The 15,715-nt window shown below is 32.4% G+C and carries 19 protein-coding genes; 14 read left to right on the top strand and 5 right to left on the bottom strand.

From position 1 onward, the window contains the following. Window positions 1–132 precede the first annotated feature (132 nt). From DXU93_RS13425 to DXU93_RS13415, 3 genes are all read left to right on the top strand, one after another. Window positions 133–999: a M23 family metallopeptidase gene (locus DXU93_RS13425; protein WP_116881816.1), complete on the top strand. Its 867-nt coding sequence runs from the start codon at window positions 133–135 to the stop codon at window positions 997–999. Between the two features lie 93 nt (window positions 1,000–1,092). Next, the gene (locus DXU93_RS13420; RefSeq protein WP_116881815.1) at window positions 1,093–1,788 is read left to right on the top strand and encodes an inorganic pyrophosphatase; all 696 of its coding nucleotides are present in this window, start codon (window positions 1,093–1,095) and stop codon (window positions 1,786–1,788) included. An 86-nt stretch (window positions 1,789–1,874) separates the two neighbouring features. Further along, on the top strand, window positions 1,875–3,335 hold the full coding sequence (locus DXU93_RS13415; RefSeq protein ID WP_116881814.1) for a VWA domain-containing protein: 1,461 nt from the start codon (window positions 1,875–1,877) through the stop codon (window positions 3,333–3,335). A 2-nt stretch (window positions 3,336–3,337) separates the two neighbouring features. On the opposite strand, the gene folE is transcribed toward DXU93_RS13415, so the two are convergent. The 5 genes from folE to DXU93_RS13390 form a co-directional block, all read right to left on the bottom strand. Further along, window positions 3,338–3,931: a GTP cyclohydrolase I FolE gene (gene folE, locus DXU93_RS13410; RefSeq protein ID WP_116881813.1), complete on the bottom strand. Its 594-nt coding sequence runs from the start codon at window positions 3,929–3,931 to the stop codon at window positions 3,338–3,340. A gap of 17 nt (window positions 3,932–3,948) precedes the next feature. Beyond that, on the bottom strand, window positions 3,949–4,380 hold the full coding sequence (locus tag DXU93_RS13405; RefSeq protein WP_116881812.1) for a 6-pyruvoyl trahydropterin synthase family protein: 432 nt from the start codon (window positions 4,378–4,380) through the stop codon (window positions 3,949–3,951). Window positions 4,381–4,563: 183 nt separating this feature from the next. After that, entirely contained in the window at window positions 4,564–4,917 is a 354-nt protein-coding gene (locus tag DXU93_RS13400) for a T9SS type A sorting domain-containing protein (protein ID WP_116881811.1), read from the bottom strand. A 188-nt stretch (window positions 4,918–5,105) separates the two neighbouring features. Further along, window positions 5,106–5,849, bottom strand: coding sequence for a GLPGLI family protein (locus tag DXU93_RS13395; RefSeq protein ID WP_116881810.1), 744 nt, complete (start codon window positions 5,847–5,849; stop codon window positions 5,106–5,108). After that, window positions 5,824–8,577 carry an outer membrane beta-barrel protein gene (locus DXU93_RS13390; protein ID WP_165851419.1) on the bottom strand — a complete coding sequence of 918 codons (2,754 nt, stop codon included), beginning with the start codon at window positions 8,575–8,577 and terminating at the stop codon, window positions 5,824–5,826. Before DXU93_RS13390 ends, DXU93_RS13395 begins: the two co-directional genes overlap by 26 nt. A 191-nt stretch (window positions 8,578–8,768) precedes the next feature. On the opposite strand from DXU93_RS13390, the gene rsgA reads away from it, so the two are divergent. From rsgA to DXU93_RS13340, 11 genes are all read left to right on the top strand, one after another. Next, entirely contained in the window at window positions 8,769–9,695 is a 927-nt protein-coding gene (gene rsgA, locus DXU93_RS13385; RefSeq protein WP_116881808.1) for a ribosome small subunit-dependent GTPase A, read from the top strand. Beyond that, window positions 9,696–10,148, top strand: a complete 453-nt coding sequence (dtd, locus tag DXU93_RS13380) for a D-aminoacyl-tRNA deacylase (protein ID WP_116881807.1) — start codon at window positions 9,696–9,698, stop codon at window positions 10,146–10,148. Then, a complete protein-coding gene (locus tag DXU93_RS13375) occupies window positions 10,148–10,474 on the top strand; it encodes a nucleotide pyrophosphohydrolase (protein ID WP_116881806.1) in 327 nt (108 codons plus the stop codon). The genes dtd and DXU93_RS13375 overlap by 1 nt, the downstream gene beginning before the upstream one ends. 356 nt (window positions 10,475–10,830) lie before the next feature. After that, on the top strand, window positions 10,831–10,989 hold the full coding sequence (locus DXU93_RS15080) for a hypothetical protein (protein WP_165851418.1): 159 nt from the start codon (window positions 10,831–10,833) through the stop codon (window positions 10,987–10,989). A gap of 18 nt (window positions 10,990–11,007) precedes the next feature. Next, entirely contained in the window at window positions 11,008–11,313 is a 306-nt protein-coding gene (locus DXU93_RS13370; RefSeq protein ID WP_165851417.1) for a T9SS type A sorting domain-containing protein, read from the top strand. A gap of 54 nt (window positions 11,314–11,367) precedes the next feature. After that, window positions 11,368–11,958, top strand: a complete 591-nt coding sequence (locus DXU93_RS13365) for a hypothetical protein (RefSeq protein WP_116881804.1) — start codon at window positions 11,368–11,370, stop codon at window positions 11,956–11,958. 120 nt (window positions 11,959–12,078) lie between these two features. Continuing rightward, window positions 12,079–13,251 (top strand): CotH kinase family protein, encoded by a 1,173-nt coding sequence (locus DXU93_RS13360; RefSeq protein WP_116881803.1) that lies wholly within the window; start codon window positions 12,079–12,081, stop codon window positions 13,249–13,251. Between the two features lie 60 nt (window positions 13,252–13,311). Beyond that, complete coding sequence (locus DXU93_RS13355) at window positions 13,312–14,031, top strand: DUF3784 domain-containing protein (RefSeq protein WP_116881802.1); 720 nt, start codon at window positions 13,312–13,314, stop codon at window positions 14,029–14,031. A 20-nt stretch (window positions 14,032–14,051) separates the two neighbouring features. After that, window positions 14,052–14,756: a DUF1826 domain-containing protein gene (locus DXU93_RS13350; protein WP_165851416.1), complete on the top strand. Its 705-nt coding sequence runs from the start codon at window positions 14,052–14,054 to the stop codon at window positions 14,754–14,756. Window positions 14,757–14,867: 111 nt separating this feature from the next. Next, a complete protein-coding gene (locus DXU93_RS13345) occupies window positions 14,868–15,296 on the top strand; it encodes a MarR family winged helix-turn-helix transcriptional regulator (RefSeq protein ID WP_116881801.1) in 429 nt (142 codons plus the stop codon). Further along, window positions 15,293–15,715, top strand: coding sequence for an organic hydroperoxide resistance protein (locus DXU93_RS13340; protein WP_116881800.1), 423 nt, complete (start codon window positions 15,293–15,295; stop codon window positions 15,713–15,715). The genes DXU93_RS13345 and DXU93_RS13340 overlap by 4 nt, the downstream gene beginning before the upstream one ends.

The following is a 15,715-nucleotide window of genomic DNA, read 5'->3' as shown; positions in this document are numbered from 1 at the left end:
AAAAGGTTGTTGAATTAACACAATTTAAGGCTTTAATTTTAAATAAAAAAATCCTTACAAAAACCATTTTAACTAAATTAGCGAAAATAAGCTAGAATATCCCCAGATGAACATTAACTTTGCAGTTACAGAATGAAGAGTCCAGAGAGAAAAAAGAAGAAAAATTGGTTTAAAAGATCAACTAGAATCGTGGGTATGGACCCCGTTACATTCGAGGAGGATTGGAGAGTTGTAATCAACAGGGTTCAATTCATCAGTATTTCAGTATTAGTGGTCATCGTTTTATTTTTTATTAATTTCTTAATCTTCTCTTTCACTCCATTGGGCTATTTACTTCCTGAGAATATAAAAAACAGGAATAAAGAAAAAATTGAAGCTACAGCGATCAGAGTCAACGAATTAGAAAAAATCGTTATCAATCAAGAGAATTACATTTCAAATTTACAGCAAGTAATTCTTGGAAATGTGTCGATTGATTCAATTTACACCAAAAATAACGAAGGAAAAATAGATCAATCTGAAGTTGTTATTACAGATACTTCAATTTCAAAAGTTGAAAAAGAACTCGATCAAAACTTAAAAGAAAGTGTAGCCAAACAAACTTCAAAAAATGTAAAATTGTTTGATCAACTATTTCTTTATGATCCTGTTTCTGGGACAATTAGTAGTAAGTACAGAATTCCTAATCATCCTGGTGTAGATATCGTAACAAAAAAAGATGAACAAATAAAAGCTTGCTTAGATGGTATTGTGTTACATGCTTCCTATAATGATGAAGATGGACATACCATTATTTTAAGTCATGAAAATGAAATCATCTCAGTTTATAAACATGCGCAAAAATCTTTTGTGAAAGTTGGAGAGAAAGTGAAACGAGGAAAAGCGATTGGAATTGTTGGAAATACTGGAAAACGTACTACTGGACCGCATTTACATTTTGAATTATGGAGTGACAATGGACCATTGGACCCACTAAATTACTTTTCATTCGGACAGTAAACCTGAAACAAAAAAGCTAGGTTTTCTAAATTCATTTTTTTGAGTATTTTTGCAATCCTTTAAAAGAAAGATTATTACTTGAATTTACAATATATGAAAGAAGAAGTATCTAAATTAACACAAGCCTTAAAACAAAGATTTGTTTCTCACCCTTGGCACGGAATCAACATTGGAGAAAAACAACCAGAATTGATCAACACTTTTATTGAGATCGTTCCTTCTGATGCGATTAAATATGAAGTTGACAAAGACAGTGGATATCTTATGGTTGATCGTCCTCAAAAGTTTTCTAATCACATGCCGTGTATGTATGGTTTTGTTCCACAAACATTGTGTGACAAACACGTTGCTGAATATGCAAATGAAAAAACGGGAAGAACAAACATTGTTGGAGATGATGATCCATTAGACATTTGTGTACTTTCTGAACGTGAAGTAAATTGTGGTAATATCATTGCTGAAGCTATTCCAATCGGAGGTTTTAGAATGATTGATGGTGGTGAAGCTGATGATAAAATCATCGCTGTCTTAAAAGATGACCAATTTTATGGAGACATGACTTCTATTGACGAAGTACCACAAAAAGTTTTAGACCGTGTTCAACACTTCTTCCTTACTTATAAAGATTTAGGAGGAGCTTCTAAAAAAGTTGAAATCACACATACTTATGGAGCTGATGAAGCTAAAGAAGTAATCCGTAGAAGCGCACTTGATTATAAAGAAAAGCATGGAGACGCTGATGATACATTGGCTGAAGCATTAGCTTCTTTCTTAAAAGAGAAAGTCTAATATTTTATTAAAAAATACGTTATTTAAGAGGAAGGAGTAATCTTTCCTCTTTTTTTATTCTTATTAGTTTCCTACTTTTATTCTATATGAAAACAATTATTTTCTTCTTATTACTTGCAATTAATTTTAATCTAAATGCACAAATCATCTTTGATAAAACATCGTTTGATTTTGAGGAATTGGAAGGCGATTCTCAAAGGTTTGTAGACTTTTATTTGAAAAACACAAGTAATAAAGAGGTCTATATATTGAGTGTTAATCCTCCTATGGAAGCTAGTTATATTATAAGAAAAGACCATATCCAACCCGACAGCACTTCAATTATCCGCGTTCATATTAAACAGCGTAAAAAAGGAAAGTTCTCTTATAAAATTCCAGTGTATACTAGCAATACCAAAGAGCCTACTGAATTAGTTGTTTCAGGAAAAATTCTAACTCCCCCCTATTCTAGCAGCTTTACTTCTTGTCCAACATTTGGACAGAGTCCAGCACAAGGCAATCCAATGGACTTTATGTTAACTGTCGAGACAATTGATAAGGAAACAGGAAAGGAACTGGGTAAAGCTAAAGTTGCGATCATCCAAAATGGTAAAGCGCTTGGGAACTGGACGACAAGTAAAAAAGGTGATTTAAAAATTAAACTGCCTTTAGGAATTACTTATTTCTATGCTCATTACGATGGATATTATCCTGCTGAGGAAGCGGAGTATGTGAATTTTAAAAATAACAGAATTGTTCTTGCTTTAACTCCAAAAGAACAACAACCTACTCCAGAACCGAAGGAGGAGGAGGAAATTATTGTAGAAAACACACCAGATCCAATTGAAGAGGAGAAAGAGGAACGCATAATTATCATTGAAGAAACTCCTGAAGAAACAGTTGATTTGTCGACAATCTTAACTGAAGAAAAAGATAGTGTTATTGAAGAGCCAATGGTAGAAGTTCCAGCTTTTGAAAAGTTAGATAAAGACAATTTCGATTCTCAATATTTTAAACCAATCAATGTTGTTTTCGTCCTTGATGTTTCATCATCAATGAATAGGTATGGAAGAGAGGAACTTTTAAAGTATTCTTTAGACCAATTGATCGGCATGTTACGTCCAGAGGATAAAATTGGTTTGGTCTCCTACTCTTCAGACGCAGAAGTATTATTGACTCCAACTGCTGGAGACAGAAAAGTTGAAATCTCAAAAATAGTAGAAGACTTGAGAATTTCAGGTAAAACTGCTGGTGGCAAAGGAATCAAGTTAGGATACAAAGAAGTGAGGAGAAATATGATTAAGGATGGTAAAAATCAACTCATCATTATTACTGATGGTGCTTTCAATCAAAGCTCTGGAAACTACCAAAGACAGATTGAAAAACACTTAGTTAAATATGATATTTCTTTAAGCGTTGTCGGTATCAAAACCAACTCTAGTTCAGAGATCAGCATGAAGGAAGCATCTAACCTGGGAGATGGACGATTTATTTCTATCGACAAATTAATTGATGCTCAAAACAAATTGAAGCAAGAGATTCGAATATCTACTTATATACAGCAATAAAATTAATGTAATCTTGCTTGAATCAAATTGATAAACTCTTTTCTTGTGCTGTCGTTGTTCAAGAACAATCCTTTAAATGCAGAAGTTGTAGTGGAAGAATTTTGCTTTTCAACGCCACGCATTTGCATACACATGTGACTACATTCCAATACTACGGCCACTCCTTTAGGTTCAAGAGTTCTTTGAATACAATCACGAATTTCTAAAGTTAAACGTTCTTGCACTTGTAATCTACGGGCGTAAGCATCTACAATTCTAGGTAATTTACTTAACCCAACAATTTTTCCATCAGGAATATAAGCGATATGTGCTTTTCCGAAGAAAGGCAACATGTGGTGTTCACATTGAGAATAAACTTCGATGTCTTTTACAATCACCATTTCAGAATAGTCTTCTTGAAACAAGGCACTTCTTAAAATCGCATCAGGATCCTGTTGGTATCCTTGCGTAAGGAATTGAACAGATTTAGCAACTCTTTCAGGAGTTTTTAAAAGTCCTTCACGATTCGGATCTTCTCCTAAATCCTTAATAACCTCTTTATAAACATCTGTTAGCTTATCTGTAATTTCTTGATTGTATTCGAATTTATTTTCCATTGGAATCAATTTAAAATTTAGAATGGTTCTTTTCCACCGTAATATTCTACATAGTTGTTTTCCGTTTCTTCTAATCTAATTTTAGACAAGATTCCTCCAGCTTTTGCAATAGGCTCTTCTATTTGATCCCAAATTTCCATCACCAAATTTTCTGTGGATGCTAAAATTCCTTTCATAAAAGGAACATCTAAATTTAGGTTTTTATGATCTAAAGCTTCTACAACATACTCTTTTGTAATTTTACTTAAGTCTTTTAAGTTCATTACAAACCCTGTGTCTTCACAAGGGACTCCTTTTACGGTAACAAAAATATTAAAGTTGTGTCCATGCCAATTTTTGTTGCTGCATTTTCCAAAAATGGCTTCGTTTTTTTCATCACTCCATTCATCATTCCATAGTTTATGGGCTGCGTTGAAATGCTCTTTACGTGTAATATAAACTGTTTTCAATTCTAAAAATTTGCTACAAAGATAGTAAACGTTGTAGAAAGAAAATTGTTTATTGTCGTTAAATAAAAAGCAAAAAAAAACGCCTTCTCCAAGCGTTGTATAAATTAATGTAATATGTCAATATGAGTTTTGGTTATTTCATATAGTGTTTTTTGATTTAAGTTTGTTAATAAACAAGAATTCTTACCCTTGAACAATTAGGGTTTTCATTCTGATTTCACTATCCATATTTAATTTTACGTAGTATTTTCCTGGAGTTAAATTCTTCAAATTGATTTCAAATGTTTCATTATCTGATTTTACAAAACTGTAAAAAATTGATTTTCCACGTTGATCAATCAAAGCGATACTCGTAAAATCTTCTTCTACTCCTTGAACACTTACATTTAAGATTTGAGCTTTTGAAGCATTTACATCAAATTTAATTTCACTTTTTGAACTATCTACAGTGATGGTCTTTACCGGCTCACCAACTCCACTCATTGACACTCCAATACTTCCGATCAACATTGCCGCAATAATTGTTAACTTTTTCATTGTTTTTTGTTTTTATTATTTATAATTATTTGCTGCAAATATACTGCACAAACTTATTGAAAAACAATGGTTTTTAATGACTTAACGGAAGTTTAAACTACATAACGAATGGTTAACATAAAGACCTATTTTGGTAACGTTTTGGAGATATTAATTTGTCTTTAACTAAACATCTAAACTAGAAAAGTCTACCATATAAATATATCATCCATTATTCTACCTCCTCTTTCACCATCAGAGAATAACTCATTCAACATTTCCAAGAGTGTTTCATTGTTGTAGGTATCCTTTTCTTTTCCTTCTGGCATGTCTTTATGAAACTTAGGTTTAGATAATGGTTTCACCTCTTTTGCAAAATAAACTACACCTCCATCTTCAATAGCCAAACCTAATATAGTACCAGGTAATCCGTTAAATGACTCTGGTCCTACAGAAGGCTTTATTTGTTCTGAATACCAAGCGTAGATCCTTGTTGAATCATTTGCTTCCCACAGGGCTTGTTTGGTTTCATAACCTGCAATTTCTCTTCTATTTCCTGTGATGATCCATTCGCGTCTTTTTAAAGAATCTGACAAGAAAATCTGAGCTCCATAATAACTAAACTTTCGTTTTAATTCATCTTTATTAAAATTCTGAAAAGTTGTATTTTTCATTGTTGACCATTCACGGTCTTCATCTCCAATTGCTGGTAATTGAGGGACAAACAATGAAGTTGAATCTGTAAAATAAAGAATAAACTCATCTATTTTCGGCTTTTTTTGCCAACTTTTATTTCTACCCATCGTTTGAGTGCCTTCATAACGCTTTTCAAGATTTGTTCTTCTTTCATACATGATTTCACCCGAAGTAACGACTTGACCAAAAGACCAAGTTGAAATATATAAAAATGCAATAATTGCAATCAATTTAGAACCAATGACCTCTGCCTTCATCTGCTTTAGTTTTATTATTATTAAATCTCAATGTAGCACCAATCATAAAATAACGTGCTATGATTCTACTACGAACATCTGTAATTATGTTTGTTCCAACATTTCTTGAAATTCCAATATTTTGATTAAAAATATCATATATAGAAGCGTGAACAACCAAGTTTCCTGTCTTTAGGAATCGTTTATTTAATTTAGCATTCCAAATAAATGGTGTAGCATTAAATCCTTCTGCTCTTTGCGAATTAATCTCATAAACAGCATCACTCTCTATAAAGAATCTCCAAGGTAATTCATAGAACACAGAGGCTTTGTAACGTTGAACAGTATAGGCTTCATTTAAACCAGATGACAAACTACTGCGTGGATCATTATAACTCAAACCAGCACTTATACTAACCTCTATTGTGTCTGTTCGCATTTCAATTCCTAATTCACCATCAACACTATAATTTTCTATGGTGTTCATTACATTATTAATTTCAGAATTTGATTTGTAATAGTTTCCTGATGCTTGTGGTCGAAGACTCAATAACTTTTTGAATATTGGAATTCCTCCTCCAGCATAAAATCCTCCATACATGTTTCCATCTACATTAATTGCTGTTGAAACAGATTGTCCTGTTGGTGAATAGTAAACTGAATTTGAAAAGGCGTTATCGGTATAATTAAAATATGCACCTGCATAAAGGTAACTTTGCTTCAAAGCATTCCATTTATTGTAATTCAAATTCATATTGTGTGTATAATTAGGTTGTAAATTTGGGTTACCAATAACCAAACTATTTGGATTTGAATTGTCTCTCACAGGCTGTAATTGATCTAAACTAGGCTGACTAGAATATGTTGAATAAACAAATCTTAATTTATGAGCGTTTGAGAAATTGTAAGAATATTCTAAATATGGTAAAATATTGTCAACATTTTGATTGATTACTTCACCTGATTCATTATTCAAGTTATCAATCATTACATTTCTAACCCTTGATCCAATTTCGATGGATTGTTTTCTACCTTTAAATAAAAGACCAAGCGCTCCACGGTTTTCCATTCTTGTATTACTGAAGTCATTACTATACAAACTTGCATAAGCATCATAACCAGTAGGTGTTCGATCGAATGTTGAAGTTGCTTGTTGACCATAAAAGTAATCTAACTTATATTGAAACTTTAGTCTGAAGCTTCTTGTGATTGGTTCTACATAATCGATGGTTACTCGGTGACCTGTTGTATTATTTTCAATATTTCTTTGTTGGTCAAAAATAGAATCAGGAGTAGCAAATTGACCATAGTACAACTCAGAATTGAGTCCATTGTTCCTTTCCATTTCAGTATAACCAAATTGGTAAAGAACATCTAGTTCTCTAAATCGTTTTTTGAACTTTTTATTTAATTCCAATTCAACATTTCCTTCTAAGCCATCAGCTTTAGATTCGTTTCTAACATTTGTAGCACTGAAACGTTGTCCGTCAGTATTTAAGAAATTACTTTCATTTGTATTTAAAGACTCTTCATTTCTAACAGTTAGGTTTGACTTCATACTCAATTTTGTCGATTTATTTAAATCATATTCGAGATTGAAATTTACTGTATGAGACTGTTGCATTTGCTCATTAAAAGAAGAATCTTGTTTTGAATAAGTTGTATCAGTAAAAAAGTATTCTGAATTGGTAACTTGTTCAGTTGTTAAACGGCTATCATTATAGGTATAATTAACACCTAACTTTAATTTATCTGTCAATTTATTAGAGAAGTAAAATCCACCTTTGTAGTTTTCAGGCAAACCATTTAAATTACTTCCTCCCATTGTGGAACGCCATCCACCATTCATTTCGTTGGTTAATCCAAATCTTGAAGCATCACGATAACTAAAACCGGTATTTGGAGTATTAGATCCCAAAGCAAAAACAGAAACTTTTAAGTCTTTATTAAAGTAGTTGGCCAATACTTCACCTTCATAAAACCCACTTCCATTGGGTAAGTCTTTAAAATATTCGGAGTTAAATCCTCCACTACCTGCGACCTTACCGAAATATCCTTTCTTGGCATCTTCCTTTAGTTTCACGTCCAATACTTGAATCTTTTCTTCCGAATTACTTGAAGTTTCATCTTCAGCCTCATAAACTTCTACCTTCTCCACTCCATCTGCCGTTAGGTTACGTGTTGCAATTGTGGGATCAGAACCAAAAAACTCATCTCCATCAACTAATACTTTTGTTACTTTTTGACCTTGTGAGCTTACATTTCCATCATCATCTACCTCAAGACCAGGTAAATTTTTTAATAAATCTTCAACCATGGCATTTTCTTTTGTAGCAAAAGAATCGGCAACATAAACCAAGGTATCTCCTCGAAAATAGATAGGCTCTTTGTTGGCATATACCACAACCTCATCGAGTTGAGTTGCTTGTTCTGGCAAAATTATATTTGGAATGTGAATTTCGTTATTTTCTTCTGATCCAATAATGTAATATCGTTTCTCGTCGAATTTATGGTGAGAAACCACCAATTCCATCGTATCGATAATAACTCCACTTAAATTAAAGCTTCCATCTGCTTCGGTTCTTGTAAATCCTAAAAGTTTACTATCAGATAGTCTAACAGCCATTACAACTGCATTTTCGAGAGGTTGATCGTTAATTGTATCATTTACTACACCTGAAAACTTCATTTCCTGTGCATAGGAAAAGGAAGTGATCAAGATGATACATAAGGCCAGTAATTTATTCATCTTCATCTGTTTTGTATAATTACAAATCAAATGTAATTTAAATCAGTGTATTATACAGATAAAAATGATAAAGTGCATTTTTTTCATTTTAAACAGAATATCTCAAGGATAAATACTAAGCTTCACTTTTTACAATTAGATAGTAGGAATTTTTCTTTAATTTTGAGGGCAACAAAGAAAACTAAAAGAATTTGAAAAAAGGGAAAGTAATCAAATCGACAGGAAAGTGGTATATCATTGAGCTTGAAGACGGAAAAATCATCAATGCGGGAATTCGTGGAAAAATTCGCTTAAAAGGAATTAAATCAACGAATCCTGTTGCTGCTGGAGATGAAGTTATGATTACAGAAAATGAAGACGGTACAGGAATGATTTCTGAAATTTTACCCCGCAAAAATTACATTGTTCGAAAGTCAATAAACCTGTCTAAACAAACCCACATTTTAGCGGCTAATGTCGATAGGGCATATCTTTTAGTTACACTTGTTGCCCCAGAAACACATTTGGCTTTTATTGACCGTTTTTTAGTAGCTGCTGAAGCCTACCGAATCCCTGTTACTCTTTTATTCAATAAAATGGATGTTTACATGGATGAACATTTACCCATAGTAGAAAATGTTATGGAGTTATATGAAGAAATCGGTTATCCATGCGAAAAAATTTCAGCTTTAAACAAAACAAATATTGATTTTTTAAGAGATGAAATTAAAGACAAACAAGTGATGATTGCTGGGCATAGTGGTACAGGAAAAAGCACTTTAATCAATGCACTAGACAATCAATTAAATATCAAAACAGCAGAAATTTCTATTCATCACTTACAAGGACAACACACGACAACTTTTGCAGAAATGCACAAATTACAAACTGGTGGTTATATTATTGACACTCCAGGTATTCGTGCATTTGGAGTAATCGATCTTGATAAAAAAGTGATGAGTCATTATTTTCCAGAAATGAGGGCTTTATTAAACCAATGTAAATACCATAATTGTCAACACATCAACGAGCCACATTGTGTGATCAAAGATGCTGTAGAAAATGGAGAAATAGAATCAACACGTTATAAGACCTACCTAGATTTAATGAATGAAGATCAATCACAAACATACAGATAAATGAAAGCAGTAATTCAAAGAACTACAGAAGCCAATGTTGAAATCGACGGCAACAAGGTCGCAGAAATCAATCAAGGACTTGTTGTTCTTCTTGGAATTGGTGAAGATGACAATGATGATGACCTAGAATGGTTGTGTAAAAAAATAAGTACATTACGCATTTTTTCTGACGAGAGTGGAAAAATGAATCACAACATCCAAGATATCAAAGGTTCTTTTTTAGTGGTATCTCAATTTACACTTCATGCGAAGACAAAAAAGGGTAATCGACCTAGTTTTATACATGCAGCAAAGCCAGACAAAGCGATACCAATGTATGAGAAATTTAAAACCCTATTGGCTGTAAACAGTGGCTGCCCTGTTCAATGTGGCGAATTTGGCGCTGACATGAAAGTATCATTGGTAAACGACGGTCCTGTGACAATAACAATAGACACAAAAAACAAAATATAATGACCATCACAGAATTACAAAAAACGGTTGACGATTGGATAAAAGAACATGGCGTTCGATATTTTGATGAACTTACCAATACAGCTGTCTTGATGGAGGAAGTTGGTGAAGTTGCAAGAATAATGTCTCGCCGATACGGAGAGCAAAGTGAAAAAGAAAGTGACAAGCACAAAGACCTTGGTGATGAATTGGCCGACGTACTTTTTGTTTTGACCTGCATTGCCAATCAAACTGGTGTTGACCTTTCAGAAGCACTTTCAAAAAACTTAGACAAAAAGACGAAAAGAGACCATGAAAGACATCATAACAACGACAAACTTAAATAACGAAGTTTAATAAAGTGGATAATTTAACATTACAAGAAATAGCATAATTAAAAACTTCACCCTATTTTTACTCTATAAATTTAAAACCTCTACTACCAATTTAAGGTGCAACTGCCTTTACTGCAAATGCTACAGGAACTAGTCCTACGTCAAACGAACTACATAGAAAAATATTTCATCCGCATGGCAACGCCTCAACTTTTCACTGGCAACCCAGAATCAATCAGCAGCGAGAGACTTACTCTTCTGGTGAAATCGCCAGTAGTCAATCATTACGGCTATGGATCAAAGATAATTCAGCCACTTTACCTATAGATTTAAACTATTTTGATACTACGATATTGAATGGCAATGTAGTGTTAGAATGGAGCACATTATCTGATATAAACAATGATTACTTCACCATTGAAAGATCAAAAGATGGTTTAACTTGGAAGGATGTAAATCAAGTTAAGGGAGCTGGAAACTCTATTTCTATAATTCAATATACATCAACTGACTCCCATCCTATTTAAGGAATATCATATTATAGGTTGAAGCAAACAGATTATGATGGAAGATCTACACACTCAAAGATTAAATCAATTCAAAATAATCATGATGTAGGAACGTACTTATATCCTAATCCTGCCCATGATATTATAACTTTAAGTTTAGGGGAAGAAGAATTAAAAATCAATGCGTTTAAATTAATTGATGTATCAGGAAAAGACCAAAGTCAACGAGTTCATTTGGTGTCTTTCCATGAAAATGAAATAACTTTTGATCTAACACTTCTACCACAAGGCGTTTATTATTTTAAGTATAATCAATTTGTCAAAAAACTAATTAAACTATAGATTTCTTACCTTTACAATTCGAAAATCAGCAATTAAAGGCTTCAAGTTACCAAAATGAAAATACACCTTATTCCCTATTCAAAGGAAGTTTTTAAATCATCTTTGAGCAAAATAGAAATAGAACAAAACATTAAAGACAATATCGTTTGGAGTGATCTTTTATTTGGCCAAAATAACAAAGACTCAATAAAAGATTTTGAAGGAAATATTAAGAAGGATAAATTTCAATTTAGGAGAATTTTCAAAAAGGGGTACAATTCTTTTATTCCAATTGTTTCAGGAGAAACAGTAGATAACAACGGAGCGGGTAGTATTGTTATGGTTAAAATAATACCACACAAATTAGTTTTAACCTTTATCGTTTTCTTTATCATATTTGGATTATTTAATCAAGTTGATTTCTCCAAAAATAATGACGAACCCTTATATTATGATCAAGTAAAGGAATTGCTTACTGACAATTCAATCGATGAACAAACTGCTAGGGAAGTCGCACACTATTTTGAAGAAAGTAAAGCAGAAGAAAAGGAAGTTATTGATTTCTCTTGGTTGTTGATCTTATCACCATATTTAATAATGATTATCATATTTAATTATGAGATTGCATTGGCAAGATCTAAACTCAAGGAGATTTTAAAAACCTAAATCAAGGTGCTAAATTATATCCAGACAATTCACCCTTAACTCAACTTTATCATTAATTTTAAATTTATAATAAGCTTAATACAATCAGTGGATTTATTCCCTTAAAATGACTATTCATATATGAAAGTAAGCATACTTCTATTTCTCATTTTGGCCATATGTATCTTCAACGCTTGTCAAGAAGACCAAATTCCTGAACTTCATATTTTAAAAGAAAGTGAATTCAGTTGGGATGAAAAAGAAAATTGTAAAATTGTTTTTACGCATAATGAGGAAACAGATACCCTGAATGGAGAGATAAAATTTAGAGGAGGAATGTCAAGTAAATATTTCAAACATTCATTCTCTTTAGAATTAGATGATAAATTTTCTTTTCCTGATTTACCTAAAGATGATGATTGGATTATAAATGCGAATTATATTGATAAAACTTTCATGCGACATAAAATTAGTTTTGATCTTTTTCGTGAAATGAGCGAAAAAAACATTGCTGCTCAAACGAGCTATATCAATGTAAAAGTCAATAATAAATATGAAGGTTTATATGTTTTAATGGAGAAAATTAATGGCGGAATGGTGGAATTAGAGAAACAGGACACCATGGCAATGATTTTCAAGGAGCCTCCTATTTTCAAAGAAGAAAAAGAGTTCACTGAAGAGAATGCTTCTAACTATTATGATCAGAAATTTCCTAAAATTAACTACCGAGACAAAACAGCTTATCTAGAAGAGTTTAAAACATTCTTGTTTCATTCTTCAGATGAAGAGTTTTCAGATAAGATTAGTGAATGGATTGATATTGAAAATGTAATAGACTGGAATCTTTTACTTTTATTCTCCAATAATAGCGATGGCATCATGAAAAATTTCTATTTGTATAAAATAGATGCTAGTACTCCTTTTAGAATTGCCATTTGGGATTACGACCATTCTTTTGGACGAGATGGTGACAATGAAAAAAACATGATGGAACGAGAATTAGATTGTAAACGCTCTGTTTTGATTCGAAGGTTGATGGAAATCGAATCAATTGGATATTCTGAAATGCTAGCTTCTCGATGGAAAGAATTAAGAGAAAACGACATTTTTTCAATTGAGAATTTCAAAAAACATATTCAGAAAAATGACAAGATTATTCGAAAGGAGATAAAAAAGAATGCTGAAGTATGGCCGTTAAACGATAAATGGTATTACGATGACAACAGTTATCAGCAAGAGCTTGACTTGATGATTGAGTTTGTGGAAATACGACTAAAACAGCTTGATGAGTCCTTCAAATACAAACAACAATAAAAATTGTAACTTTGTGGTGAACACCTGTGCACTACAATTTATGAACTTAAAAACAACAGCATGATCACAACTGTAATATTAAGTATACTCTTTTTAGGAATAGCTTTTATCCTTACTCCTAAAAATGCCGGACTCCTACTTGCCGGTTATAATACAATGAGTGATGAAGAAAAAGAGAAGTTTGACTTACATTCATTCATATCCTTTTTCAAACGTTTTCACATTATACTCGCCTTCACTCTTCTAATTGTTGGACTCTCAATTCACCAATTCGGAAATGCATTATACAGCGGAATATTTACTGTTTGCTATCCAATTTTAGCCTATATCTATTTTATTTTAAAAAGTAGTAAATACCATGATTCATTAAGTAAACGACGAAACAAAGCTGGAGTCTTTATTCTTTTAGGTGTTCTAATATTTACACTTGTACTTATGTTTCTGGGACTACGAGAAAATAAACTTACAATTCATACGGATAGAATCGAAATTAGTGGAATGTATAGTGTTGATTTAAAGTTGTCAGAAATTGAAAGTTTTCAACTTATTCACAAGAAACCAGAAACAAGTGCAAAAATAAATGGTTACGCTTTAGGAGGAATCTATAAAGGTTATTTCAAGTTAGTGGATGGAGAAAAGGTAAAACTTCTACTAAACTCCAGTAAACTTCCAATTGTCGTGATTCACCTTAAAAATGGTAAAGAAATTTATTACTCTGCGAAAGAAAAATCGAATGAAAAATTATTTGAACAACTTCAAGCACTGAAAAGTGAGCAATAAATAGAACTAACTTTAAAGCCTTGAGTAAAGAAAAGCCTACCACCATTGAACAACAGATTCAATATGTAAAGAATTTTGAAGATTTTTTTAAAACACCTTTCAAAGGAAAGATCAATGCTATCGGATGGCAACGCACACTCGAAGGTGATTTTCAAGAAATCATTGATAAAGTTGATTCATCTGAAAGCATAGTAGAATTGAAGCTTTCTGTTCTGAAGAATTTAAAATTGAGTAAAAAAGGAGATCTCGCTAGAAAGCACTTGATTTCAGACTTTATATTTTTAGAGAATAATGGTGCAGACCCAATCATTAATGTGATCAAGGAATACGATAGAGACGATGTTTTCCCATTTTTTCCTACAGATGTTTACTCTTTCCATGTTGATCGCTCACCTATTCCTGGAGCAACGATACTTTGCACTTATTATGGTGCAGCAAGTGAAATAGTTGCCAATGAGGATGTTCAACAAAAAATTAATATTCCTAAATATAGAGAAGCACTTAAAGAACTTCACACAGACGAAAACCAAGCTTTTGAAATATTTTTGGAGGAAAATTTCTTCGATTTGCATTATGAAATGAAAAAGAATGTTCAACCTAAAAAACTACAGGTTGGAGAGCTATGGAAATTAGCCATTGATCATCCAAACAGCCCTACCCTACCCAGTATTCATCGTGCTCCAAAAGAAAATAAAGGTCAGCCTAGATTACTTCTAATCTGCTAATAATTCGGTTTTATAACAATTTAGATTTCACAAAAAAAAGTTAAAAACACAAAATTAGATTGTGCACAATTTAATTTTGCACTACATTTGTCGCAGAAGAAATTTAAATCTATGACAGATCAATTAAAATTAGCGAATCAAGTTTGTTTTCCGGTGTACACATTAGCCAAGGAAATCATAAATCAATACCGACCAATTTTAAAGGAAATGGATCTAACATATCCACAATATTTGGTGATGATGGTTTTATGGGAAAGCAAAGAACAAACAGTATCTGAAATTGGAGAAAAATTAAATCTTGATAGCGGAACCTTAACTCCACTATTGAAGAGATTAGAGACGAAGAAATTAATTACTCGAAAACGAAAGAAAACGGATGAACGTGTAGTGGCCATAGCGCTTACACCAGAAGGTTTTGAAAAGAAAGAGATGGCCGAACTTATTCCAGAAAGAGTGGCTGAATCATTAAATATTTCGATGGAGGAATTAAATGAATTAAAAAGGATAACAGAAAAAGTAATCAAAAAAATAAAATCATGAAAACAATTTATACAATTGGCGCAACAGCCACAGGAGGACGAAATGGACATGTTAAAAGTGAAAATGGAATCCTAGATTTAGAAGTAAAACATCCGAAAGCACTTGGTGGAGCAAACGATGACTATGCTAATCCAGAAATGTTATTTGCAGCTGGTTACTCGGCTTGTTTTGATAGTGCGTTAAATTTGGTAATACAAAAATCTAAAATCAAAACAGGAACAACGAGTGTTACTGCAAATGTAAGTATTGGTCAAATTGAGAACGGAGGATTTGGATTAGCTGTAAAATTAGATGTGAATATTCCGGATGTATCTCAAGAAGAAGCTGAAATGCTAACCGAAAAAGCTCATCAAGTTTGTCCTTATTCAAACGCAACAAGAGGAAATATTGAAGTAGAATTAAATACAACAAATAAATAA

The sequence above is a fragment of the Brumimicrobium aurantiacum genome (genome assembly GCF_003402975.1).
GTDB classification, from domain to species: Bacteria; Bacteroidota; Bacteroidia; order Flavobacteriales_D; family Crocinitomicaceae; genus Brumimicrobium; species Brumimicrobium aurantiacum.
This window is presented reverse-complemented; position numbering and strand designations above follow the sequence as displayed.

Excerpts from the sequence above, each read along its gene's own strand:
- DXU93_RS13395 (WP_116881810.1), bottom strand. The coding sequence starts at position 5,849 with ATGAAGGCAGAGGTCATTGGTTCTAAATTGATTGCAATTATTGCATTT.
- DXU93_RS13365 (WP_116881804.1), top strand. The coding sequence starts at position 11,368 with ATGAAAATACACCTTATTCCCTATTCAAAGGAAGTTTTTAAATCATCT.
- DXU93_RS13345 (WP_116881801.1), top strand. The coding sequence starts at position 14,868 with ATGACAGATCAATTAAAATTAGCGAATCAAGTTTGTTTTCCGGTGTAC.
- folE (WP_116881813.1), bottom strand. The coding sequence starts at position 3,931 with ATGGAAAATAAATTCGAATACAATCAAGAAATTACAGATAAGCTAACA.
- DXU93_RS13340 (WP_116881800.1), top strand. The coding sequence starts at position 15,293 with ATGAAAACAATTTATACAATTGGCGCAACAGCCACAGGAGGACGAAAT.
- DXU93_RS13425 (WP_116881816.1), top strand. The coding sequence starts at position 133 with ATGAAGAGTCCAGAGAGAAAAAAGAAGAAAAATTGGTTTAAAAGATCA.
- DXU93_RS13360 (WP_116881803.1), top strand. The coding sequence starts at position 12,079 with ATGAAAGTAAGCATACTTCTATTTCTCATTTTGGCCATATGTATCTTC.
- DXU93_RS13390 (WP_165851419.1), bottom strand. The coding sequence starts at position 8,577 with ATGAATAAATTACTGGCCTTATGTATCATCTTGATCACTTCCTTTTCC.
- DXU93_RS13420 (WP_116881815.1), top strand. The coding sequence starts at position 1,093 with ATGAAAGAAGAAGTATCTAAATTAACACAAGCCTTAAAACAAAGATTT.
- DXU93_RS13415 (WP_116881814.1), top strand. The coding sequence starts at position 1,875 with ATGAAAACAATTATTTTCTTCTTATTACTTGCAATTAATTTTAATCTA.
- DXU93_RS13355 (WP_116881802.1), top strand. The coding sequence starts at position 13,312 with ATGATCACAACTGTAATATTAAGTATACTCTTTTTAGGAATAGCTTTT.
- dtd (WP_116881807.1), top strand. The coding sequence starts at position 9,696 with ATGAAAGCAGTAATTCAAAGAACTACAGAAGCCAATGTTGAAATCGAC.
- DXU93_RS13375 (WP_116881806.1), top strand. The coding sequence starts at position 10,148 with ATGACCATCACAGAATTACAAAAAACGGTTGACGATTGGATAAAAGAA.
- DXU93_RS13400 (WP_116881811.1), bottom strand. The coding sequence starts at position 4,917 with ATGAAAAAGTTAACAATTATTGCGGCAATGTTGATCGGAAGTATTGGA.